At 48.9% G+C, this 23,725-nt stretch carries 16 protein-coding genes and 1 other RNA gene; 16 read left to right on the top strand and 1 reads right to left on the bottom strand.

Annotated features, from left to right (window positions below; all coding sequences use genetic code 11):
- Positions 1-128 precede the first annotated feature (128 nt).
- Complete coding sequence (locus D908_RS16530) at positions 129-1,145, top strand: manganese-dependent inorganic pyrophosphatase (protein WP_000830793.1); 1,017 nt, start codon at positions 129-131, stop codon at positions 1,143-1,145.
- Positions 1,146-1,250: 105 nt separating this feature from the next.
- Here the strand turns inward: D908_RS16530 and D908_RS16535 are convergent, their stop codons facing one another.
- Positions 1,251-3,155 carry a bifunctional metallophosphatase/5'-nucleotidase gene (locus D908_RS16535; RefSeq protein WP_005522567.1) on the bottom strand — a complete coding sequence of 635 codons (1,905 nt, stop codon included), beginning with the start codon at positions 3,153-3,155 and terminating at the stop codon, positions 1,251-1,253.
- A gap of 563 nt (positions 3,156-3,718) precedes the next feature.
- Between D908_RS16535 and pdhR the strand changes: the two genes are divergently transcribed.
- The 15 genes from pdhR (at position 3,719) to murC (ending at position 23,602) form a co-directional block, all read left to right on the top strand.
- Complete coding sequence (gene pdhR, locus D908_RS16540) at positions 3,719-4,489, top strand: pyruvate dehydrogenase complex transcriptional repressor PdhR (protein ID WP_005522565.1); 771 nt, start codon at positions 3,719-3,721, stop codon at positions 4,487-4,489.
- 49 nt (positions 4,490-4,538) lie between these two features.
- Complete coding sequence (gene aceE, locus D908_RS16545) at positions 4,539-7,199, top strand: pyruvate dehydrogenase (acetyl-transferring), homodimeric type (protein ID WP_005522563.1); 2,661 nt, start codon at positions 4,539-4,541, stop codon at positions 7,197-7,199.
- Between the two features lie 18 nt (positions 7,200-7,217).
- Positions 7,218-9,104, top strand: coding sequence for a pyruvate dehydrogenase complex dihydrolipoyllysine-residue acetyltransferase (gene aceF / locus D908_RS16550; RefSeq protein WP_005522561.1), 1,887 nt, complete (start codon positions 7,218-7,220; stop codon positions 9,102-9,104).
- A 268-nt stretch (positions 9,105-9,372) separates the two neighbouring features.
- Positions 9,373-10,800: a dihydrolipoyl dehydrogenase gene (lpdA, locus tag D908_RS16555; protein ID WP_000031532.1), complete on the top strand. Its 1,428-nt coding sequence runs from the start codon at positions 9,373-9,375 to the stop codon at positions 10,798-10,800.
- A gap of 174 nt (positions 10,801-10,974) precedes the next feature.
- Positions 10,975-11,376, top strand: an RNA gene (gene rnpB, locus D908_RS20170) — RNase P RNA component class A.
- Between the two features lie 181 nt (positions 11,377-11,557).
- Entirely contained in the window at positions 11,558-12,508 is a 951-nt protein-coding gene (gene rsmH, locus D908_RS16560) for a 16S rRNA (cytosine(1402)-N(4))-methyltransferase RsmH (protein ID WP_000127222.1), read from the top strand.
- A gap of 9 nt (positions 12,509-12,517) precedes the next feature.
- Positions 12,518-12,838, top strand: a complete 321-nt coding sequence (gene ftsL / locus D908_RS16565) for a cell division protein FtsL (RefSeq protein ID WP_005522556.1) — start codon at positions 12,518-12,520, stop codon at positions 12,836-12,838.
- On the top strand, positions 12,835-14,580 hold the full coding sequence (locus D908_RS16570; protein ID WP_000730551.1) for a peptidoglycan glycosyltransferase FtsI: 1,746 nt from the start codon (positions 12,835-12,837) through the stop codon (positions 14,578-14,580). The genes ftsL and D908_RS16570 overlap by 4 nt, the downstream gene beginning before the upstream one ends.
- 17 nt (positions 14,581-14,597) lie before the next feature.
- Positions 14,598-16,085: a UDP-N-acetylmuramoyl-L-alanyl-D-glutamate--2,6-diaminopimelate ligase gene (gene murE, locus D908_RS16575; protein ID WP_005522555.1), complete on the top strand. Its 1,488-nt coding sequence runs from the start codon at positions 14,598-14,600 to the stop codon at positions 16,083-16,085.
- Positions 16,082-17,443: a UDP-N-acetylmuramoyl-tripeptide--D-alanyl-D-alanine ligase gene (gene murF / locus D908_RS16580; RefSeq protein WP_005522554.1), complete on the top strand. Its 1,362-nt coding sequence runs from the start codon at positions 16,082-16,084 to the stop codon at positions 17,441-17,443. The genes murE and murF overlap by 4 nt, the downstream gene beginning before the upstream one ends.
- Complete coding sequence (gene mraY / locus D908_RS16585) at positions 17,440-18,522, top strand: phospho-N-acetylmuramoyl-pentapeptide-transferase (protein WP_000587846.1); 1,083 nt, start codon at positions 17,440-17,442, stop codon at positions 18,520-18,522. The genes murF and mraY overlap by 4 nt, the downstream gene beginning before the upstream one ends.
- Before the next feature lie 23 nt (positions 18,523-18,545).
- Positions 18,546-19,868 carry a UDP-N-acetylmuramoyl-L-alanine--D-glutamate ligase gene (gene murD / locus D908_RS16590; RefSeq protein ID WP_005522553.1) on the top strand — a complete coding sequence of 441 codons (1,323 nt, stop codon included), beginning with the start codon at positions 18,546-18,548 and terminating at the stop codon, positions 19,866-19,868.
- 15 nt (positions 19,869-19,883) lie between these two features.
- On the top strand, positions 19,884-21,074 hold the full coding sequence (gene ftsW / locus D908_RS16595; protein WP_005508766.1) for a cell division protein FtsW: 1,191 nt from the start codon (positions 19,884-19,886) through the stop codon (positions 21,072-21,074).
- Between the two features lie 13 nt (positions 21,075-21,087).
- Positions 21,088-22,128: an undecaprenyldiphospho-muramoylpentapeptide beta-N-acetylglucosaminyltransferase gene (gene murG, locus D908_RS16600; RefSeq protein ID WP_235047339.1), complete on the top strand. Its 1,041-nt coding sequence runs from the start codon at positions 21,088-21,090 to the stop codon at positions 22,126-22,128.
- Between the two features lie 13 nt (positions 22,129-22,141).
- A complete protein-coding gene (murC, locus tag D908_RS16605; protein WP_005522551.1) occupies positions 22,142-23,602 on the top strand; it encodes a UDP-N-acetylmuramate--L-alanine ligase in 1,461 nt (486 codons plus the stop codon).
- The last annotated feature ends 123 nt before the right edge of the window (positions 23,603-23,725 follow it).

The following is a 23,725-nucleotide window of genomic DNA, read 5'->3' as shown; positions in this document are numbered from 1 at the left end:
TGTGGTTTGTCGAAAAAAAACAAAGCCTCTCGTAAATATCTAATGAATTGAAATGTTTACGCATCTAAATTGCAGCAAAACTCAGGTAGCTTACCTGCCTTCAATTCTTATCGATATTAAGGACTCAGATGAAACGCTCATTACTTGGATTGACTATTCTTGCTTCGCTTAGCGGTGTAGCAAACGCGGCTTTGGATCTAGAAACACTAAAGAACAACAATACTGAAAACCTCGTTTGGGTTGGCCACCTAAGCCCAGATACTGACAGTGCTGCGTCTGTGCTGGTTGCCGCGAGTATCTATGGCGGTACAGCGGCCGTTGCAGAAGAGATCAACCCAGAGAGTCAATTTGTTTTCAAATATTGTGGTATCGAAGCGCCAAAACTGAAAGCCGATTTCTCATCACACCAAATCGGTCTGCTTGATTTCAACCAATCTACTCAGTTGGCAAAATCGGTTGATCCAACCTCTATCGTTGCGATCATCGATCACCATGCTTTCGGCAGTAAGCCAATCAGCATGCCGCAAATCGTCAGCATGGATATTCGTGCTTGGGGTTCTACCGCAACAATTCTGGCTGACAATGCAGAAAAATTGGGCGTTACACTGCCTAAGTCGGTTGCGTGTGCGGGTTTAGGCGCGATTCTTTCTGATACGGTGGTATTCCAGTCTTCCACGACAACTGAGTACGACAAAAAGTACGCCGAAAAGCTGGCGAAGATTGCTGGCGTGAAAGACATTCAAGATTTCGGTCAGCAAATGTTGGTGGCGAAGTCGGATTTAAGCCATTTCTCGGCAGAAACCATTTTGACGATGGACTACAAGAATTTTGAATTCGGTGGTAAGAAAGTTGGGATTGGTGTGGCTGAAACCTTGATGGCTCAGCAGTTAGTTGATCGTAAAGATGATTTCCTGAAAGCGATAAAAGCATATAAAAAGGAACAGGGTCTAGACTACCTCTTCTTTTCTATCACCGACACGAAAAACAATCGCGCAAATATCCTGTGGGCAGATAAGCAAGATGAGAAAGTCCTTGCCAATGCGTTCGATGTAAAAATCAAAGGCGACATTTTAGTGCTAGACGGTGTGACTTCGCGTAAGCGCCAAATTGGCCCAGCGATTCAAAAAGCCATCGAAGCGATGTAATTTGCGTGTGAGTGTTAGGCGCTAAAACTGTCTAAATCTCAACGACAAAGAACCTAAGTTGAAGAAACGCCCTCTCCAATAAAAAGAAGAGAGCGTTTTAATGTTTTAAGGGTTGAGCGCTTCCAGCAAAATCAGCTCACGTTTTAGCGTGGCTTTTTCGTCACTTGGCGCGGTTTCCAAGCGGGATAAGCGCTTCATGATTGAAGCATTTTTCTCTTCTGAGTTTTTCAAAATCAGGTCTTGGACATTAATTGATTCAATATTGGTGTAGCGGCCATCAGCGCTGGCTGGGACATCAATTTTACCGCTATTGATCAGCTCTTTAACGATCTCACGTTCCTTCTCAAATCCTTCTAAGCCAGACAGTTTCCAACGTTGCATCGGTTTACCTTCATACTTGCCTTGCTTTTGCTCGGTGAGGTAACGAATGGTTAGATTGCGGATGGTGCCTTGTTCTTCTCCGTATTCGGCTTCGGTATCAAACAGCACTGGGAATTGTTGCCCTTCCAGTACGCCTCCTTTCTGGGTGAGATGCCCCATTCGGTAGCTGTTCATACCCAAGCGAATTTCACTGTTGTCAGCTACTGGTGTGCCATCAGCAAATTTCAACTCGGTAATGCGTTGCCCTGCTGGCTGAGTGAGATCGATGGTGTAAGTCACCCCAGCAAAGAAATCGTTGGTGGAGTATTTTGACGCACGACGCTCTGGGTTAAAGCTGTAAGTGACATCACCCGGTTTGACGGAGTTGAAATAGCCCGCCGACCATTCCATATATTGCTTCAGCTCTTTGCCCGTCATTTGGTAAACCGTGATTTCCCCTCCTGCATATTGGTAGTTGTAGGCGATGTCTTTGGCTTTGATCGGGCCCACATCCAATTTGGCATTGTCGTTATCAATTTGCAGCGCAATGACATTGGCTTTTGGTGCATAGAAAAAGCTTGCTTCTTGGAAGAGTGCGCTGATGCCTGTGTCCTGCACATGCACTTGTGGGATGCCACGAATTTCGTTTTCCGGCACCAAGTTCACCCCACTAAGTTGGGCAATTTCGCGGTTAGCCATTTCACGTAAGCGTTTATGGTAAGGCTCGTAGATCGATTCCATCTTACTGTCGGAAGTGATGTCTTTGATTTTGTAGGTCAGGCTATCTTTGTTGACGAGAGTGAACTTGCCGTTTTGTTCTTCAAATTGCAGATCGATGCGCGATAGCGCACGTCCGTATTTGTCTGGTTCGGTGATGATCACGCCGTTCACCACGGCTTTATCAATGCGAGTATGCATGTGGCCAGCCACAATCGCATCCAGCTCTGGGTTGCCGTTGGCAATGTCGGTTACACCGGTGTTGGCGATGTCGTTTTCATTCTCAAGCCCCATGTGTGCCACTAACACAATCGCATCGACTTGAGGATCAATTTGCTTGATGATCTTTTTCACTTCGAGGGTCGGGTTAGTAAAGGTCATACCTTCCAGTCGGTTAGTCCCTTCGGCAAACACCTGAGTCATCGGAGTATCCATACCGATCACTCCGATCTTGATACCGCCACGTTCAATAATGGTGTAGCCGGGCAGGAAAGGGTTGCCATCAGAACGCTGGATGTTGCCCGCCAGAGATTGCCCTTTAAATTGAGTTAAAGAGCGATTGAGTACCTTGAGGCCAAAATCGAACTCATGATTACCAAGAACCCAGACGTCATACTTCATTTCGTTGAAGCCCAACATCATGGGATCAACCTCTTCATCTTTGAAGGTCTCGACAAAGTTGCCTTGAATGGTGTCGCCAGCATCGACCAGAATTACGTTCGGCTGCTCTTGGCGAATCGTCTTCACCTTGGTAGCAATTTGGCTCAAGCTGCCACTTAGATTGAGCTTATCTGCAGAGTAATCCCAAGGCATGAAATGGCCGTGCAGATCTGAAGTGCCCAAAATGGTGACATTGTGGATATCGCCATTGGCGGCGAGGGCTGGAAAAGCAAAGGAGAGCGCGATAGCGCTGGTTAAAATTGTTTTTTTCATTGTCAGTCACGTTATCAGTTAAAACCGACTGCATACTAACCAATTGAATAATAAGTAAACGTGATTGGTGTTGATAAAACGATGAAATGACTTAATGAGTTGCATTGAATTGTGAGAGATAAGCAAATTTAGGAGAGGTGAGCGTATAAGGTAAGCGTAAAGATTTGTTTCATTGGGAAATCTCGCCACACATCTTATTGCATCTTGTGGTGAGTGATGAAAATGAGGCTACACAACCCTCTTTTAGCAGCGTTTACCATTTCGCTTAAATCAGAAAAATTTTTCTTGCTAAGAAAACCTTCATTTTTCTTCAAAAGCTGCCACGCTTTGACACTTCTAGCGCGGAAACTCCCCATCTGTATATAACTTGTAATTGGTCTTACCAATATTTTTGCTGTTTTAATCAACTATTGTTAGCAAGATGTTTATGTGTGACCTGTTCTATGATTTAGGTCAATTTTCGGCTGGACACTGGCGTTTTAATTATGTTAATTTCTGCACCAACTTAAAATTGGTATTACCAATTGCCAGCAATAAGAATAAGAGTAGAAGAACAATAAATTATGGCTTATCAAAGGATTCGTCAGCCAAAGCTCTCCGATGTGATTGAACAGGAACTGGAGAGACTGATAGTGGAAGGAACACTCTCACCCGGTCAGCAACTTCCTCCGGAACGCGAGCTGGCTAAACAGTTTGAAGTGTCTCGTCCCTCGATCAGAGAAGCCATACAACGCTTGGAAGCCAAACGCTTGCTCACCCGCCGTCAAGGTGGCGGTACATTCGTTAGCGACCGTATTTGGCAGAGCTTTTCTGATCCTCTGCTAAATTTATTGTCTAGCCACTCCGAAACTCAACTGGATCTGCTGGAAGCGCGTCATGCGCTGGAAGGCATTTGCGCCTATTTTGCGGCGTTGCGTGGTACCGAAGAAGATTTTGCTCGCATTCAACACTGTGTCACGCGTATCGCGGAAGCTCAGGCATTGAACAATGTGGATGAAGAAGCGGAGCGGGTGATGGCCTTTTTGATTGCCATTACTGAAGCGGCGCACAACGTTGTGCTACTGCACATTGTACGCAGCTTGAGTCCACTGCTTGAGCAGAATATTCGTCAGAATTTTAAACTCTTACATCGCCGCCCTGAAGCGGTAGAGAAAGTAAGCAAACACCGGGCTAACATTGTGGATGCGATTGTTTCGGGTCTGCCAGAAAAGGCACGTGAAATGTCCCATTCTCACTTAGCTTATATCGAAGAAACGTTGTTGGATTTGACTCGTGAACAGACTCGCCGTGAGCGATCTCTGCGTCGAATTCAGCAAGGTAATGAGCCGCAATAGCGGCCATTGCGATTCAATTTAAATCCAACCAACAGAAGGATAGATCGCCATGTCTGACATGAAGCATGACGTAGATGCACTGGAAACTCAGGAGTGGCTTGCTGCCCTTGAATCCGTTGTCCGTGAAGAAGGCGTAGAGCGTGCGCAGTACCTGCTTGAACAAGTACTGGAAAAAGCGCGTTTGGATGGGGTAGACATGCCAACAGGCGTCACCACCAACTACATCAACACCATTCCTACGGCGCAGGAGCCTGCTTACCCAGGTGACACCACGATCGAACGTCGTATCCGTTCAATCATTCGCTGGAACGCGATCATGATCGTGCTGCGTGCATCGAAGAAAGATCTGGAACTGGGTGGCCACATGGCTTCTTTCCAATCTTCCGCTGCTTTCTACGAAACCTGTTTCAACCACTTCTTCCGTGCTCCAAACGAGAAAGACGGTGGCGACTTGGTTTACTATCAAGGTCACATCTCTCCAGGGATCTACGCGCGTGCTTTCGTTGAAGGCCGTTTGACCGAAGAGCAACTGGACAACTTCCGTCAGGAAGTGGATGGCAAAGGTCTTCCTTCTTACCCACACCCGAAATTGATGCCTGAATTCTGGCAATTCCCAACCGTATCTATGGGTCTGGGTCCAATTTCTGCAATTTATCAAGCTCGTTTCCTGAAGTATCTGAATGGTCGTGGCCTGAAAGACACCACGGCACAGCGCGTATACGCCTTCCTTGGTGACGGTGAGATGGACGAGCCAGAATCACGCGGCGCGATCTCTTTCGCAGCGCGTGAGAAGCTGGATAACCTATGCTTCCTGATCAACTGTAACCTGCAACGTCTGGACGGCCCTGTTATGGGTAACGGCAAGATCATCCAAGAATTGGAAGGTCTGTTCCGTGGCGCAGGCTGGAACGTAGTGAAAGTGATTTGGGGCAACGGCTGGGACAAACTGCTGGCGAAAGACAGCACTGGTAAACTGCTGCAACTGATGAATGAAACCATCGACGGCGACTACCAAACGTTCAAAGCTAAAGATGGCGCTTACGTACGTGAGCACTTCTTTGGTAAGTACCCAGAGACAGCAGCACTGGTTGCTGACATGACTGACGATGAGATCTTCGCTCTGAAACGCGGTGGTCACGAGTCATCTAAACTGTACGCAGCGTTCAAGAATGCACAAGACACCAAAGGCCGCCCAACCGTTATCCTAGCGAAAACTGTTAAAGGTTACGGCATGGGTGATGCAGCTGAAGGTAAGAACATTGCGCACCAAGTTAAGAAGATGGATATGACCCATGTTCTGGCAATGCGTAACCGCCTAGGTCTGCAAGATCTGATCTCTGATGAAGACGTGAAGAACCTGCCTTACCTGAAACTGGAAGAAGGCTCAAAAGAGCTTGAGTACCTGCACGCTCGTCGTAAAGCACTGCATGGTTACACACCTCAGCGTCTGCCTAACTTCACTGGCGAATTCATCGTGCCTGCACTGGAAGACTTCAAGCCACTGCTGGAAGAGCAAAGCCGTGAAATTTCTTCAACCATGGCGTATGTCCGTTCACTGAACATCCTGCTGAAAGATAAGAACATTGGTCAAAACATTGTTCCTATCATCGCGGATGAAGCACGTACGTTCGGTATGGAAGGTCTGTTCCGTCAAATCGGTATCTACAACCCACACGGTCAGAACTACACTCCACAAGATCGCGATATCGTTTCTTACTACAAAGAAGCGACTTCAGGTCAGGTACTGCAAGAAGGTATCAACGAGCTGGGTGCAATGTCATCTTGGGTTGCGGCTGCAACTTCATACAGCACCAATAACCTGCCGATGATCCCGTTCTACATCTACTACTCTATGTTCGGTTTCCAACGTGTTGGCGACATGGCGTGGATGGCGGGCGACCAGCAAGCGCGTGGCTTCCTACTGGGTGCTACTGCGGGTCGTACAACGCTGAACGGTGAAGGTCTACAGCACGAAGATGGTCACTCGCACATTCTTGCGGGCACAGTACCAAACTGTATCTCTTACGACCCAACCTTCGCTTACGAAGTTGCGGTAATCCTGCAAGACGGTATCCGTCGTATGTACGGTGAGCAAGAGAACGTGTTCTACTACCTGACACTGATGAACGAAAGCTACGCTCACCCAGCAATGCCTGCTGGTGCTGAAGAAGGTATCCGTAAAGGTATCTACAAGCTGGAAACTTACGCAGGTAACAAAGCAAAAGTTCAACTGATGAGCTCAGGCACCATCATGAACGAAGTGCGTAAAGCAGCACAAATTCTGAGTGAAGAGTACGGTGTAGCGTCTGACGTTTACTCTGTGACTTCATTCAACGAGCTGGCGCGTGATGGCCAAGCTTGTGATCGTTTCAACATGCTGCACCCAGAAGCAGACGTGAAAGTACCTTACATCGCACAAGTGATGGGTACTGAGCCTGCTATCGCAGCAACTGACTACATGAAGAACTACGCGGATCAAGTACGTGCGTTCATTCCTGCTGAGTCTTACAAAGTGCTGGGTACTGATGGTTTCGGCCGCTCAGACAGCCGTGAAAACCTGCGTCGTCACTTTGAAGTGAATGCAGGCTACGTTGTAGTCGCAGCGCTGAATGAATTGGCTAAACGTGGTGATGTTGAGAAATCAGTGGTTGCAGCAGCAATCAAGAAATTCGACATCGACACTGAAAAAACCAACCCGCTGTACGCTTAATTGAAGGTAGGAAAAGTAATGGCAATCGAAATTTATGTACCTGACATCGGTGCGGATGAGGTTGAAGTCACTGAGATTCTCGTCAAAGTAGGCGACAAAGTGGCTGAAGAGCAATCTCTGATCACGGTTGAAGGCGACAAAGCTTCTATGGAAGTTCCTGCTTCTCAAGCGGGTATCGTTAAAGAGATCAAAGTGGTTGCAGGTGACAAAGTGTCTACTGGCTCTCTGATCATGGTATTTGAAGCGGAAGGTGCAGCAGCGGCTGCACCAGCTCCTGCGCCTCAAGCGGCGGCACCTGTTGCTGCGGCTCCAGCGGCAGCTGCACTGAAAGAAGTGCAAGTACCAGACATTGGCGGTGATGAAGTTGAAGTGACTGAAATCATGGTTAAAGTTGGCGATGTGGTTGCTGAAGAGCAATCTCTGATCACCGTTGAAGGCGACAAAGCGTCAATGGAAGTACCAGCACCTTTTGCAGGTACGGTTAAAGAGATCAAAATCGCAGCTGGCGACAAAGTATCAACTGGCTCACTGATCATGGTGTTTGAAGTAGCAGGCGCTGCGCCAGTTGCAGCACCAGTCCAAGCTGCGGCACCAGCGGTAGCCGCTGCTCCAGCCGTTGCAGCACTGAAAGAAGTTCAAGTACCTGATATCGGCGGTGACGAAGTGACCGTAACGGAAATCATGGTTAACGTGGGCGACAGCATCAGCGAAGAGCAATCATTGATCACAGTAGAAGGCGATAAGGCTTCTATGGAAGTACCTGCACCATTTGCCGGTACTCTAAAAGAGATCAAAGTAGCAGCAGGCGATAAAGTGAAAACTGGCTCGCTGATCATGGTGTTTGAAGTTGCTGGCGCAGCGCCAGTAGCGGCACCTGTTCAAGCTTCTGCACCAGCGGCAGCACCTGCTCAAGCAGTAGCTCCTGCGGCGGCTGCACCAGCAGCAAGTGGCGAATTCCAAGAAAACCATGAGTACTCACACGCTTCTCCAGTAGTGCGTCGTCTGGCTCGTGAATTTGGCGTTAACCTAGCCAAAGTAAAAGGCTCTGGCCGTAAGAACCGTATCCTGAAAGAAGACGTACAGAGCTACGTGAAAGAAGCGCTGAAACGTCTGGAATCTGGCGCGCAAGCAACCGCTTCAGGCAAAGGTGATGGCGCTGCTCTGGGCTTATTGCCTTGGCCAAAAGTGGATTTCAGCAAGTTCGGTGAAACCGAAGTGCAACCACTGTCTCGCATCAAGAAAATCTCTGGTGCTAACCTGCACCGTAACTGGGTGATGATCCCGCACGTGACCCAATGGGACAATGCAGACATCACTGAGCTAGAGAAATTCCGTCAAGAGCAAAACGCGATGGAAGCGAAGCGCGACACAGGCATGAAGATCACTCCGCTGGTCTTCATCATGAAAGCAGCCGCTAAAGCGCTGGAAGCTTTCCCTGCGTTCAACTCTTCTCTGTCTGACGACGGCGAAAGCTTGATCCTGAAGAAATACGTGAACATCGGTATCGCAGTGGATACACCAAATGGTCTGGTGGTTCCTGTGTTTAAAGATGTGAACAAGAAAGGCATCTACGAGCTGTCAAAAGAGCTGGCTGAAGTATCGAAGAAAGCGCGTGGCGGTAAGCTGACTGCAGCTGACATGCAAGGTGGCTGTTTCACTATCTCTAGCTTAGGCGGCATCGGCGGTACTGCGTTTACCCCAATCGTTAACGCACCAGAAGTTGCTATTCTGGGTGTGTCTAAGTCTGAGATGAAGCCAGTGTGGAACGGCAAAGAGTTCGCGCCACGTCTGCAACTGCCACTGTCACTGTCTTATGATCACCGCGTGATCGACGGTGCAGAAGGTGCACGCTTCATTACTTACCTGAACGAGTGTCTAAGCGACATCCGTCGTCTGGTACTGTAAGCGCATTCTCGGGTGGCGAAAGCCACCCGATTTAATGGTTATCTCCCAATTTGACGTTGAAACCGATTTTTCCGTTGAATTGTTGTCTAGCTCACAGGCTACATGGATTTACTTTTCACACCATTAACATCTCTGTAAACTGTTGCGGTCTGAAAGTAATCGTTTTACATGCTTGATTTGAAACATTCGTTTTTGATTCGTTTGTAAATAAAACAACTAGATAGAACACCCATCAGCCTGTTAGGGATATTGACTACAAGAGGTCGAAATGAGCAAAGAAATTAAAGCCCAAGTCGTGGTGCTTGGTGCCGGTCCTGCTGGTTACTCCGCCGCATTCCGCTGTGCAGACTTAGGTCTGGATACCGTCATCATCGAACGTTACAACACGCTAGGTGGTGTGTGTCTGAACGTTGGTTGTATTCCTTCTAAAGCACTGCTGCACGTTGCAAAAGTGATTGAAGAAGCTAAAGCGCTGACTGAGCACGGTATCGTGTTTGGCGAGCCAAAAACAGACATCGACAAAGTTCGTCTGTGGAAAGAAAAAGTGATCAATCAGCTGACCGGCGGTCTGGCTGGTATGGCAAAAATGCGTAAAGTGAACGTAGTGAACGGCTACGGTAAATTCACTGGCCCGAACACTATTGAAGTGGAAGGTGAAGACGGCAAAACTGTTGTGACTTTCGATAACGCGATCGTTGCCGCAGGTTCTCGTCCAATCAAACTGCCATTCATTCCGCATGAAGACCCACGTATTTGGGATTCAACCGATGCGCTGGAACTGAAAGAAGTGCCTGGAAAACTGCTGATCATGGGCGGTGGTATCATCGGTTTGGAAATGGCGACGGTTTACCACTCACTTGGCTCTAAAATTGATGTGGTTGAGATGTTTGACCAACTTATCCCTGCTGCGGATAAAGACATGGTTAAAGTCTATACCAAACGCATCAAAGATAAGTTCAACCTGATGCTGGAAACCAAAGTGACCGCCGTTGAAGCGAAAGAAGATGGTATCTACGTTTCAATGGAAGGTAAGAGCGCACCAGCACAAGCTGAGCGTTACGATGCGGTTCTGGTTGCGATTGGCCGTGTACCAAACGGTAAACTGCTGGATGCTGAGAAAGCGGGTCTGGAAGTGGACGAGCGAGGCTTTATCCGCGTGGATAAGCAAATGCGCACTAACGTTCCGCACATCTTCGCGATCGGTGACATCGTGGGTCAACCAATGCTGGCACACAAAGGCGTGCATGAAGGCCACGTAGCGGCAGAAGTGATCTCGGGTAAGAAGCACTACTTCGATCCAAAAGTGATCCCATCAATCGCTTACACTGAGCCAGAAGTGGCTTGGGTGGGTAAGACAGAAAAAGAAGCGAAAGCAGAAGGCATCAACTATGAAGTTGCGACTTTCCCATGGGCAGCCTCTGGCCGTGCGATTGCTTCTGACTGTGCAGACGGTATGACTAAGCTTATCTTCGATAAAGAGACTCATCGTGTGATCGGTGGTGCTATCGTAGGTACTAACGGTGGTGAACTGCTGGGTGAAATCGGTCTGGCGATCGAGATGGGCTGTGATGCAGAAGACATCGCCCTGACCATTCACGCTCACCCAACTCTGCATGAGTCTGTTGGTCTGGCTGCTGAAGTATTCGAAGGCACCATCACTGACCTGCCAAATGCCAAAGCGAAAAAGAAAAAGTAATTTCTGATTCACTGGTTTGGTTAAAAAGTGTTTGCTTGAAGAAACCGCTGCTTGCAGCGGTTTTTTTTCGCCTTTGATTCCCAATTGAATGCAAAGTAAGCAGTTAAACCGAGATTTGACGAGCTGACCGATTGTTTCTGGACTCTGCTCACACTTCTCGCTACAATCCGCCGCGGAGTTGACTGGGTAGTCGCTGCCTTATTGACGTCCCTTGGCCTATAGCCAGGGAGACTGATAAGGGGGAGGAAAGTCCGGGCTCCATAGAGCAGGGTGCCAGGTAACGCCTGGGGGGCGCAAGCCTACGACAAGTGCAACAGAGAGCAAACCGCCGATGGCCTCTCCTTCGGGATAGGATCAGGTAAGGGTGAAAGGGTGCGGTAAGAGCGCACCGTGCGACTGGCAACAGTTCGTAGCAGGGTAAACTCCACCCGGAGCAAGACCAAATAGGCCTCCACATAGCGTTGCTCGCGTTAGGAGGCGGGTAGGTTGCTTGAGCCAGTGAGTGATTGCTGGCCTAGAGGAATGGCTACTACCGCGCAAGCGGAACAGAACCCGGCTTATATGTCGACTCCACCTATTGCAGACCCATCATAGCCTCGTGTTATGGTGGGTTTTTTGCTTTTTGCTGACTCAGGTAACAGCAAAACCATTAAACTTAGCGCAAAGTCACGTCCTGTATACGCTTATGGCTAGCGGTAGTGTCTGAAATCGGTACACTAACCCATATGACGGGCATGCCCAGCACAACGAGAAAATCATGACTGCATCTTTCCAACACATCTCTGTACTACTGAACGAATCGATTGAAGGATTGGCGATCAAGCCGGATGGTATCTACATCGATGGCACCTTTGGCCGCGGTGGTCACAGTCGTACTATTCTCGCTCAGTTAGGCCCGCAAGGCCGTCTGTACAGCATTGACCGTGATCCGCAAGCCATTGCCGAAGCGCAGAAGATTGATGATCCGCGTTTTACCATCATCCATGGCCCTTTCTCGGGCATTGCTGAGTACGCTCAGCGTTATGATCTGGTGGGTAAAGTCGATGGTGTGTTGTTCGATCTTGGCGTTTCTTCACCGCAGTTGGATGATGCGGAGCGCGGCTTTAGTTTTATGAAAGATGGCCCATTGGATATGCGCATGGATCCAACCAGTGGTATGCCAGTTTCAGCTTGGCTTGCCCAAGCGGACTTGGATGACATCACTTGGGTAATTCGCGAGTTTGGTGAAGATAAACATGCGCGCAGAATTGCTAAAGCCATTGTCGAATATCGGGAAAACGAGCTTAACGAGCCCTTGACGCGTACCAGCCAGTTAGCAAAACTCATCTCCGACGCGGCTCCGAAGAGTTTTAAAGAGAAAAAGCACCCAGCAACACGTGCTTTTCAGGCTTTCCGTATCTACATCAACAGTGAATTAGAAGAGATTGATACTGCACTGCGCGGCGCCTCTGATATTCTGGCCCCACAAGGTCGTCTGTCAGTGATCAGCTTCCATTCACTGGAAGACCGTATGGTGAAACGCTTTATGCGTAAAGAGAGCCAAGGCCCAGAAGTGCCACATGGCATTCCTTTGACGCAAGATCAGATCCGTGCCCTTGGTAGCGCCAAAATGAAAACCGTTGGTAAGGCACTCAAGCCATCGGATCAAGAAGTGGAACTTAACCCTCGTTCACGCAGCTCCGTTCTGCGTGTGGCCGAAAAACTGTAGAGGGTGATCATGCCTCGTCAGTCGCCGCCTAATTTAGCTAAGTTAATTGCCATCGACCTACTGACGGTAGGTCGTGTGCCTTTGCTGTTTTTGGTACTGATTTTTAGCTGTGCAATGGGTGTAGTGTTTATGACTCACCATACAAGGCAGGCGATCAGTGAAAAAGACCAAGCTTTTATGGAGCGAGATAGGCTCGATAGCGAGTGGCGTAACTTGATTCTGGAAGAAACTGCTTTGGCTGAGCACAGTCGAGTACAACAATTGGCTAGAAAAGATCTGGAGATGAAGCGTCCGGATTCAGATAAAGAAGTCGTGATCAATCTTAAATGAAGAAGAAAACCGCCCCTGCCAAATCCTCCAAAGTTTCTCCCCGTGTGACCACGGCTGAACCTGCGCCAATTTTTATTCGCTGGCGTTTTTATCTGCTGGTGTTTTTTGTCTTAACCGCTTTTTGTGCCTTGGTGGCTCGGGTGGCGTATATCCAGATCATTGAGCCTGATAATCTGATTAAAGAAGGTGATTTGCGCTCAATTCGTGCCAAAACTTTGCAATCTGCCCGCGGCATAATTTCCGACCGTAATGGTGAAGCGTTGGCGGTCAGTGTGCCGGTAGAAGCGGTATGGGCTGATCCTGTCACAATTTACAAAGAAGGTGGATTGGTAGAGAAAGATCGCTGGCATGCGCTAGCGGATGTGCTCGGATTAGATCGTCAGGAAATGATGAAAAAAATCGAGGATAACCGCTCCCGTCGTTTTATTTACTTGCAGCGCCAAGTCAGCCCTGCAATGGCCAAATACATCCGTGAACTCAAGCTGTCTGGAATTGGGCTTAAAGAGGAATCACGCCGTTACTATCCTGCTGGTGAGGTGAGTGCCCACTTAGTCGGTGTGACGGGGATTGATGGTCACGGACTTGAAGGGGTAGAGCGCAGCTACGATACCACGCTAACCGGTGAGTCAGGCAAAAGCGTAACGCGTAAAGATAAGTTTGGCCGTGTGGTGGAAAACATCGCGTTAGAAGAGCGCCAAGAAGGTAAGCCCCTGCAACTGACGATCGACCAGCGCCTACAAGCGATCGCGTTTCGTGCTGTGAAACAGGCGATGGCCGACTACCGTGCAACCTCTGCTTCTGCAGTGATGTTGGATGTAAAAACGGGTGCGGTATTGGCAATGGTGAACGCTCCTTCTTACAACCCAAATAATCGTAGCGACTGGCAAAGCTTTAAAATGCGTAACCGGGTGATCACTGATGCGTTTGAACCCGGCTCGACGGTCAAACCTTTTGTGGTGCTGGCGGCACTGGCGAATGGCATTGCTGACAAAAACACGATTATCGATACCGGTGATGGCACCATGCAAATTGGTGGAAGCCGTGTCCGCGATACTTCAAAAGTCGGCAAAGCCGACCTCACACTGATTTTGAAAAAATCGAGCAACATTGGTGTGGCTAAATTAGCGTTGGAAATGCCACTGGAAGCTTTACTGGGTATGTACAGTTCGGTGGGCTTAGGTGAAATGTCTGGACTCGATCTGGTTGGTGAAACACAGGGTATTTTCCCGAATCGCCGCCGTTGGTCGCAATTTGAAATCGCTACCTTGTCATTTGGTTATGGCCTAGCGATAACGCCGCTCCAACTGGCTCACGCTTATGCCACGTTAGGCAACCACGGTAAATATCAACCAATTCATATCGTTGAGGGTGGGCAACATGAGCAGTCCCGCCAAGTGGTAGAAGCCAAATACGTTAACCAAGTACTTGAGATGCTGGAAACCGTTACTCAACCCGGAGGTACCGCAACCCGTGCAGCGGTTCCGGGGTATCGCATTGCGGCAAAATCAGGTACGTCACGTAAAGCAATTGCTGGCGGCTATAGCGATGAGTATTTTGCCTATACCGCAGGGGTGGCTCCGGTGAGCGACCCAAGAATTTCACTGGTTGTCATGGTTAACGAGCCGCAAGGCGACTCTTACTATGGCGGCGCGGTGGCCGGTCCGGTTTTCTCGGAAATCATGAAAGGCGCACTACAAATCCTCAATATTGCTCCGGATGAAAACCGCTTCCAAAACGAATAATAAGTGTGAGACGGAATATGAACACGCCTAAAGCGCTCTCCGAACTGATCGCTCCTTGGTTAGAGTTGGCCGACACTGATTTGGCCTCTCTAGCTATCTCTCATCTTGAACTGGATAGCCGCCAGATTAAATCGGGTGATACCTTTATTGCCATTCAAGGTCACGCAGTCGATGGTCGCCAATTTATTGATAAAGCCATCGCGCAAGGTGCCAATATCGTGCTGGCAGAAGCCGATGCTCAGCATGCAAATGGGTTGGTTGACTATCGTGAAGGCGTACCAGTTATCTATTTGACCGAGCTTGGTCAGCATCTGTCGGAGTTGGCAGAACGTCTGTATGGCGGCCACCAGAATCAACTGATTGGCGTGACTGGCACCAATGGCAAAACGACCATCACACAGCTGATTGCTCAGTGGCTAGAATTACTGGGCCATAAGGCAGCAGTGATGGGTACGACAGGCAATGGCTTTTTAAATGCGCTTGAGCCGGCGGCGAACACCACAGGTAACGCGTTGCAAATTCAAGCCACACTGCGCGATTTAGCCGAGCGCGGTGCGCAGTACACCGCACTCGAAACCTCATCGCACGGTTTAGTGCAAGGGCGAGTGAAAAAGCTCAATTTCGTGGCTGGAGTGTTTTCAAATCTAAGTCGCGATCATCTCGATTACCACGGCACTATGGATGCCTACGCGCAAGCGAAATTCACCCTTTTTAGTGAGCATGCCTGCCAACGTGCCATCATCAATGTGGATGATGCTGTTGGCGCGCAATGGGTGAAACAACTGCCGCATGCGATTGGTGTTTCCTTATTAGCGCAACCGAATACAGCACAAGCCATCTGGGTACGGCAAGTGCAGTATGCGGAAAGTGGTATCACGCTGGATTTCGATAGTTCTTGGGGCGACGGCGAATTGCACGCGCCATTAATCGGTGAATTCAATGCCTGTAACTTGCTACTCGCTTTGGCAACCTTGCTCAGCTTAGGCTTTGAGAAAAGTGCATTGTTAGCGACCGCGCCGCAGTTACGCCCAGTATTAGGACGGATGGAACTGTTCCAACGTGAGCAAAAAGCCAAAATGGTGGTGGATTATGCACACACACCTGATGCGTTGGAAAAAGCGCTGCGAGCGTTACGTGTGCATTGTGCTGGCCAGCTATGGGCAATCTTTGGCTGTGGTGGGGATCGTGACCGTGGCAAGCGTCCGATGATGGCCGTGATTGCCGAGCAATTTGCCGATCGTGTGATCCTGACCGATGACAACCCGCGCAGTGAATCACCACAAGCGATTGTGGCGGATATGCTAGCTGGGCTAACTCATCCCGAACTCGCTCATATCGAACATAACCGTTTTCAAGCTGCGAGCTATGCGCTCCAAAATGCAGGAGCGCAAGACATCATCCTGCTCGCTGGTAAAGGACATGAAGATTATCAGGTGCTGGCTAACGAAACGATCCATTACTCGGATCGGGAAACCGCCCAACAGTTACTGGAGTTACACCCATGATCCGCGTGATGCTTTCACAGCTTTGTTCTGTACTTAATGCTCGCTTAGTCGGAGCCGATCGCGCAATCAGCGCGGTGTCTACCGATAGTCGTAATATTCCAGCCGAAGCGCTATTTGTCGCTCTGGTCGGTGAGCGTTTTGATGCACACGATTTTGCTTCTCAAGCGGTAACTGGTGGGGCGGTTGCTCTTCTGGTGCAGCGCGAACTCGAGGCTGACTGTTCACAACTGGTTGTTGCGGATACTAAGCAAGCCTTAGGTCAACTTGGTGCTTGGGTACATGCTCAATGCCAAACGCCAACTGTGGCTATCACTGGCAGTTGTGGCAAAACCACGGTGAAAGAGATGGTGGCGAGCATTTTAAGCCAAAAAGGCCAAGTGCTTTACACCCAAGGTAACTTCAATAATGACATTGGTGTTCCACTGACTTTGCTGCGTTCAACGGCAGAAGATGGCTATGCGGTAATTGAGCTAGGTGCCAATCACATCGGTGAGATTGCTTACACTACCGCTCTGGTCAAGCCAGATGTAGCTTTGGTGAACAATGTGGCCGCGGCACATTTAGAAGGATTTGGCTCTATCGATGGTGTCAAACGCGCCAAAGGTGAGATCTACCAAGGTTTACGCGAAGGTGCGGTCGCGATTGTGAACCTAGATAGCAATGGTGGCGAGCACTGGAAAGCGGTTCTGGCAGACAAAACCGTGAAAACATTTTCCGCGACCGATCACAATGCTGACTTTTATCCACGCGATGTGCGGTTAAATGCGCTCGGTGTGGCTAGTTTTACTTTGGTAACGCCTATCGGTGAAGTGGACGTTGAGTTGGGCATTATTGGTCAACACAACGTGGCGAATGCATTAGCAGCGGCCGCCTTATCACTGGAAATGGGCGCAAGCTTGGCGGAAATTCGTCACGGTTTAGCGCATTTAGCCAAAGTGAAAGGCCGAGTGGACCTGACTCAATTACGCGAAGACATTAAGCTGATTGATGACAGCTACAACGCCAGTGTGCCCGCCATGAAAGCAGCGGTTGACCTATTGGGCAGCTTTTCAGCAGTACGTTGGTTAATTTTGGGCAATATGGCTGAGTTAGGTGACGAAAGCCTTGCACTTCACCAACAAGTCGGTGAACATGCTGCACCATTCGGTTTTGAGTTTGTCCTGACGTACGGCAAGGATGCAAAAGTGATTAGCGACCTATGCCAGGGACATCACTTTGCTACCCATCAGGACATGATGACATTTATTGAGCAGCACATAGAACAACAACAGGGTCACGCTCAAGTATTGTTGGTGAAAGGTGCCAACAGTGCAGGGATGAGTAAGATTGCGGCTGCTCTCAAGGAGAAATTTGCATGATTATTTGGCTTGCTGAACTGCTCCAGCCATATTTTTCGTTTTTCCGTCTATTCGAATATCTCTCATTTCGCGCTATCGTCAGCATCCTGACTGCGCTTGGGATTTCGTTGTGGATGGGGCCACGTATGATCAGACGTCTGCAGATGTTGCAGATCGGGCAAGTTGTACGTAATGAAGGGCCAGAATCTCACTTTAGTAAACGTGGTACTCCGACCATGGGCGGCGTGATGATCCTCGCTGCGATCACCATCACTGTACTGCTGTGGGCGGATCTCACCAACCCTTATGTGTGGGCTGTTTTAGCTGTATTGCTTGGTTATGGCGCGGTGGGATTTGTCGATGACTACCGTAAAGTGGTACGCAAGAATACCGATGGTTTGATCGCGCGTTGGAAATACTTCTGGCAATCTGCGATTGCACTGGTTGTGGCTTTTGCGCTCTATGCACATGGTAAAGATACTGCTGCAACGCAACTCGTTGTGCCTTTCTTCAAAGAAGTGATGCCACAGTTGGGGCTGATGTATATCGTTCTGACCTATTTTGTGATTGTGGGAACGAGTAACGCCGTTAACTTGACTGATGGTCTAGATGGCTTGGCCATCATGCCAACTGTATTGGTTTCTGCTGGTTTTGCTGTGATTGCGTGGGCAACGGGTAACGTTAACTTCGCCAACTATCTGCACATTCCATACATTCCTTATACCTCTGAACTGGTTGTTGTCTGTACCGCCATGGTTGGTGCTGGATTAGGTTTCCTTTGGTTTAACACCTATCCTGCACAAGTGTTCATGGGCGATGTGGGTGCCTTGGCTCTCGGTGGTGCGTTAGGCACTATCGCGGTACTGGTTCGTCAAGAATTTGTGTTGGTCATCATGGGTGGTGTTTTTGTGATGGAAACGCTGTCAGTGATTCTACAAGTCGGTTCGTACAAGCTGCGTGGACAACGTATCTTCCGTATGGCGCCGATTCACCATCACTACGAATTAAAAGGATGGCCAGAGCCACGCGTGATCGTGCGTTTTTGGATCATTTCAATCGTTTTAGTATTGATTGGCTTAGCGACGCTCAAAGTACGCTAAGCGGATTAAGGATGTAGACTTCAATGGACCGTTGGCAAGGCATACAGCATGTGGTCGTCGTAGGGCTCGGGATTACCGGGCTCTCTGTCGTTAATTATCTGCGAAAATATCATCCGTCAGTGACTGTTCAGGTTATTGATACCCGTGAAACACCACCGGGGCAAGAGCAGCTTCCAGCTGAGGTAGCACTGCATAGTGGTGGTTGGAATCTTGAATGGTTACTGAGTGCCGATTTGGTGGTAACCAATCCGGGTATTGCACTGGCGACACCGGAAATCCAACAAGTGCTTGCAACTGGTATTCCCGTGGTTGGGGATATTGAGCTATTTGCATGGCATGTTGATAAGCCCGTCATCGCAATCACTGGCTCGAATGGCAAAAGTACCGTAACCGATTTGAGCGGCGTGCTGGCCAATGCAGCAGGAGTGAAGACAGCGGTAGGCGGCAACATTGGTGTGCCTGCACTGGATTTGATTTCTCCGGAAGTTGAGTTGTATGTGCTTGAGCTTTCTAGCTTCCAATTAGAAACTACTTCCAGCTTAAAACTGAAAGCGGCGGCTTTTCTCAATCTCTCTGAAGATCATATGGATCGCTATCAGGGGATGGAGGACTACCGCCAAGCAAAATTGCGCATTTTTGATCATGCTGAAACCGCAGTAGTGAATGCCGATGATGTGCAGACGTTTCCTGACCATGCGGCGCATCTGCAAGTGGTCACGTTTGGTGTTGAGCAACCTGCGCAATTTAGCGTAGCGGAACATCAAGGTCGTGAATATCTCTTTGCACGCGATAACGCTGTGTTAGCAAGCTCAGAGCTGAGCTTAGTTGGCCGACACAATGTGGCAAACGTACTGACCGTGTTGGCTTTGCTTGATTCGGCTGGTGTGAATGTTCGTTTAGCGTTGGATGCACTGAAGTCTTACACCGGGTTGACACATCGCTGCCAAGTGGTTGCCGATAATCACGGCATCAAATGGGTCAATGATTCTAAAGCGACGAACGTAGCGAGTACGCTTGCGGCTCTGTCTGGTCTTAAAATCGAAGGTCAGCTCTACTTGCTTGTCGGTGGTGTCGGTAAAGGGGCGGATTTCACTCCGTTAGCGCCGGTATTTGCGACTCTGCCTCTGCAATTATGCTGCTTTGGTGTGGATGGTGATAAATTTATGCCGCTGCATCCTTCAGCTCGTTTTTATGACTCGATGGAGAGCATCGTTCGCTCGATTCGCCCAGAGCTAAAAAGCGGAGATATGGTGCTGCTTTCACCAGCTTGTGCGAGCTTTGATCAGTTCAAAAACTTCATGGCGCGTGGGGATATTTTTGCCCAACTCGCTCGGCAATACGCGTAACGACAGGTAAGCAACTTGTTTTTATCCAGATCCTTCACAAAACTGAGTCACTGGTTGAGAACTTCCTCGCCAGAGGCGCTGTTTGACCGTCAATTGGTCTGGATTGCTTTTGGCCTAATGCTAATTGGTTTGGTGATGGTGACATCCGCTTCCTTCCCAATCAGTTCGCGCCTGACCGATCAACCGTTTCACTTTATGTTTCGTCATGCCATTTTTCTGCTGCTGGCGATCGTGACATCAAGCATGGTGTTGCAAGTTCCTTTAGAGCGATGGATGAAATACAGCTCACTGTTGCTCGCGATTTCCTTTTTCTTGCTGGTTGTTGTGTTGGTGGCGGGTAAATCGGTGAACGGTGCATCGCGTTGGATCCCACTGGGTCTGTTTAACCTCCAGCCTGCGGAAGTGGCTAAGCTCTCGCTGTTTATTTTTATGTCCGGTTATCTGGTGCGTAAGCACGATGAAGTACGGCAGACATTTTTTGGCGGCTTTTTAAAACCGATCATGGTGTTTGGCACGCTCGCCGTGTTGCTACTCGGGCAACCAGACTTGGGAACGGTAATCGTAATGCTGGTGACGCTGTTTGGCATGCTGTTCATTGCGGGGGCTAAGCTTTCACAGTTTTTGGCTTTGATGGTCGCCGGGGTATTAGCGGTGGTCGCACTTATTGCCGCAGAACCTTACCGTGTGCGTCGAGTCACTTCGTTTCTTGACCCATGGGAAGACCCGTTTGGCAGTGGCTACCAGCTCACACAATCGCTCATGGCATTTGGCCGTGGTGAGTGGTTTGGGCAAGGTTTGGGTAATTCCATTCAAAAGCTCGAATACTTACCAGAAGCGCACACCGACTTTGTATTCGCAGTACTAGCCGAAGAACTTGGTTTTGTTGGCGTGGTACTGGTACTCGTCCTTATTTTCAGTCTTGTGTTGAAAGCGATTTTCATCGGTAAGAAAGCTTTTCAGCATGATCAGCAGTTTGGTGGTTATCTCGCCTTTGGTATCGGCATTTGGTTTGCGTTTCAAACCTTAGTTAACGTTGGTGCTGCCGCGGGTATGGTACCAACCAAAGGTTTGACCTTGCCGCTGATCAGTTACGGCGGCTCCAGTTTAATTATTATGTCAGTGGCGGTATCGATTCTGCTTCGAATTGATCATGAATGCCGTTTAGCGGATCGTCACACTCCAGAAGAAATCACAGTTGATGAATAAAAGTAAAAAGTTAATGGTGATGGCCGGAGGAACCGGCGGTCACGTGTTTCCCGGATTAGCCGTCGCGAAACAGTTACAGCAACAAGGTTGGCAGATCCGCTGGTTGGGTACGGCTGACCGTATGGAAGCTGAATTAGTTCCTAAACACGGCATCGAAATTGATTTTATTCAGGTCAAAGGATTACGTGGTCAAGGGCTTGTGCGTTTGCTCAAAGCGCCTTTTCAAATCGTGAATGCGATTTTGCAAGCGCGCCGTCATTTATTGGCTTATAAGCCAGATGCCGTGCTCGGCATGGGCGGTTACGTAAGTGGTCCTGGTGGTATTGCCGCTTGGTTACTGGGTATTCCTGTGGTGTTGCATGAACAAAACGCCGTCGCTGGGCTGACTAACCAATGGCTGGCTAAAATTGCTCGCCGCGTGTTTCAAGCTTTTCCCGGCGCATTTGCTAATGCACCGGTAGTCGGTAACCCTGTGCGCCAAGATGTGGTACAACTTGTCGCGCCTGAGCAGCGTTTTGCTGAGCGAACTGGTGCGATCCGAATTTTGGTAATGGGTGGTAGCCAAGGCGCACGCATTTTGAATCAAACCATGCCAGCGGTAATGGCAGCGCTGGGTGATGGTTATGAAATCCGTCATCAAGCAGGAAAAAACAGCCAACAAGAAGTAGCTGATGCTTATATCACTGCAGGTGTTGAGGGCGCACAAGTCACCGAATTTATCGATGATGTGGCCGAAGCTTACGGTTGGGCGGATTTGCTGATTTGTCGTTCAGGGGCACTGACTGTCTCAGAAGTATCAGCGGCAGGTGTGGGGGCTATTTTTATTCCTTTCATGCACAAAGATCGCCAACAAGCGCTTAATGCTGACCATTTGGTGGCATGTGGTGCTGCAAAAATGATTGAACAGCCAGAGTTGAGTGTAGAAAAATTGGCACAATTGGTGCGCGAATTGGATCGCCCACAACTATTGGCTATGGCGCAGAAAGCTCGCCAAGCAGCCAAGCTTGATGCTGACAAGGTGGTGGCGGAAGCGATCATCGCCATTACTGAATAACGAGAACAGAATTATGACGATTAAACATACCCAAGACCTCGCACAAATTCGCGCTATGGTGCCAGAGATGCGCCGTGTTAAAGCGATCCACTTTATCGGTATCGGTGGTGCAGGTATGAGCGGGATTGCCGAAGTGCTACTTAACGAAGGCTATCAAATATCGGGTTCGGATTTGTCGGCTAATGCTGTGACTGAACGTCTGGCTGAAAAAGGTGCGACAATTTTTATTGGTCATGAAGAGCAGAATGTTGCTCACGCAAGCGTAGTTGTGGTTTCTACTGCCATCAATGAACAGAACCCGGAAATCCAAGCCGCACGTGAAAAGCGAATTCCAATTGTGCGCCGTGCTGAGATGCTGGCAGAGCTGATGCGTTTTCGTCACGGCATTGCGGTTGCGGGTACGCATGGTAAAACCACCACGACTGCTTTGGTAACTCAAATCTATTCTGAAGCAGGACTCGATCCGACATTTGTTAATGGTGGATTGGTGAAAAGTGCAGGCACCAATGCTCGCCTTGGTTCTAGCCGTATTTTGATCGCAGAAGCGGATGAGAGTGATGCTTCATTCCTGCATCTGCAACCTATGGTGACCATAGTGACCAATATCGAAGCGGATCACATGGATACTTACGGTGGGGATTTCGAAAACCTCAAGCAGACGTTTATTGATTTTCTGCATAATCTGCCATTTTATGGTCAAGCGATCCTGTGCATTGATGATCCGGTGATTCGTGAGCTCATCCCACGTGTGAGTCGCCAAGTAATTACTTATGGTTTTGCTGAAGATGCCGACGTACGCATTGAGAACTATCGCCAACAAGGCCAGCAAGGCAAGTTTACCGTGGTACGTAAAGGTAAAGCTGACTTAGACATCACGTTGAATATTCCTGGGCGTCACAATGCACTTAATGCATCGGCTGCAATTGCGGTTGCAACCGAAGATGACATTAGTGATGAAGCCATTTTACGTGCAATGGCCAATACTCAAGGCACAGGTCGCCGATTTGACCATCTTGGTGAGTTTGAAACCGGCAATGGTGTGGCGATGTTGGTGGATGATTACGGCCACCACCCAACCGAAGTGGATGTCACCATCAAAGCTGCGCGTAATGGCTGGGCAGAAAAACGCTTAGTGATGATTTTCCAGCCGCACCGTTATACGCGAACCCGCGATCTGTATGATGATTTTGCTAACGTACTCGAACAGGTTGATGTACTGATCATGCTGGATGTGTATTCTGCGGGTGAGAAGCCGATTGCAGGCGCTGATGGCCGATCTTTGTGTCGTACAATTCGTAGTCGTGGCAAAATTGACCCGATTTTTGTTCCTGACAGTCAGACTCTACCTTCTGTGCTTGCCAACATATTGCAAGATGGTGACTTAGTACTGACGCAAGGAGCTGGCGATGTAGGGAAAGTAGCAAGGCATTTAGCGGCACTTGAACTCAATATTGCGAGCATGCAACAGATGTAAAGCAACCCGAAGGTTGTCTCATTGGTGAATTCCTTGGTATCAAGCCCAGATTTCTGATGTTGGGTATTTGATACTTTGGATCACCTCAGTATAATCCGGAGGTTAAAGTCATTGCTTTATACC

This window comes from Vibrio mimicus CAIM 602, from assembly GCF_000338875.1.
In the GTDB taxonomy this organism is placed as follows: domain Bacteria; phylum Pseudomonadota; class Gammaproteobacteria; order Enterobacterales; family Vibrionaceae; genus Vibrio; species Vibrio mimicus.
The sequence above is the reverse complement of the archived record's forward strand: the minus strand, read 5'-3'. Positions and strand labels throughout refer to the sequence as shown.

What these genes read in the sequence shown, in the direction of transcription:
- murF (WP_005522554.1), top strand. Translation starts at nt 16,082, where the DNA reads ATGATCCGCGTGATGCTTTCACAGCTTTGTTCTGTACTTAATGCTCGC.
- D908_RS16535 (WP_005522567.1), bottom strand. Translation starts at nt 3,155, where the DNA reads ATGAAAAAAACAATTTTAACCAGCGCTATCGCGCTCTCCTTTGCTTTT.
- D908_RS16570 (WP_000730551.1), top strand. Translation starts at nt 12,835, where the DNA reads ATGAAGAAGAAAACCGCCCCTGCCAAATCCTCCAAAGTTTCTCCCCGT.
- murE (WP_005522555.1), top strand. Translation starts at nt 14,598, where the DNA reads ATGAACACGCCTAAAGCGCTCTCCGAACTGATCGCTCCTTGGTTAGAG.
- aceE (WP_005522563.1), top strand. Translation starts at nt 4,539, where the DNA reads ATGTCTGACATGAAGCATGACGTAGATGCACTGGAAACTCAGGAGTGG.
- D908_RS16530 (WP_000830793.1), top strand. Translation starts at nt 129, where the DNA reads ATGAAACGCTCATTACTTGGATTGACTATTCTTGCTTCGCTTAGCGGT.
- lpdA (WP_000031532.1), top strand. Translation starts at nt 9,373, where the DNA reads ATGAGCAAAGAAATTAAAGCCCAAGTCGTGGTGCTTGGTGCCGGTCCT.
- aceF (WP_005522561.1), top strand. Translation starts at nt 7,218, where the DNA reads ATGGCAATCGAAATTTATGTACCTGACATCGGTGCGGATGAGGTTGAA.
- murG (WP_235047339.1), top strand. Translation starts at nt 21,088, where the DNA reads ATGGTGATGGCCGGAGGAACCGGCGGTCACGTGTTTCCCGGATTAGCC.
- murD (WP_005522553.1), top strand. Translation starts at nt 18,546, where the DNA reads ATGGACCGTTGGCAAGGCATACAGCATGTGGTCGTCGTAGGGCTCGGG.
- pdhR (WP_005522565.1), top strand. Translation starts at nt 3,719, where the DNA reads ATGGCTTATCAAAGGATTCGTCAGCCAAAGCTCTCCGATGTGATTGAA.
- murC (WP_005522551.1), top strand. Translation starts at nt 22,142, where the DNA reads ATGACGATTAAACATACCCAAGACCTCGCACAAATTCGCGCTATGGTG.
- mraY (WP_000587846.1), top strand. Translation starts at nt 17,440, where the DNA reads ATGATTATTTGGCTTGCTGAACTGCTCCAGCCATATTTTTCGTTTTTC.
- ftsL (WP_005522556.1), top strand. Translation starts at nt 12,518, where the DNA reads ATGCCTCGTCAGTCGCCGCCTAATTTAGCTAAGTTAATTGCCATCGAC.
- rsmH (WP_000127222.1), top strand. Translation starts at nt 11,558, where the DNA reads ATGACTGCATCTTTCCAACACATCTCTGTACTACTGAACGAATCGATT.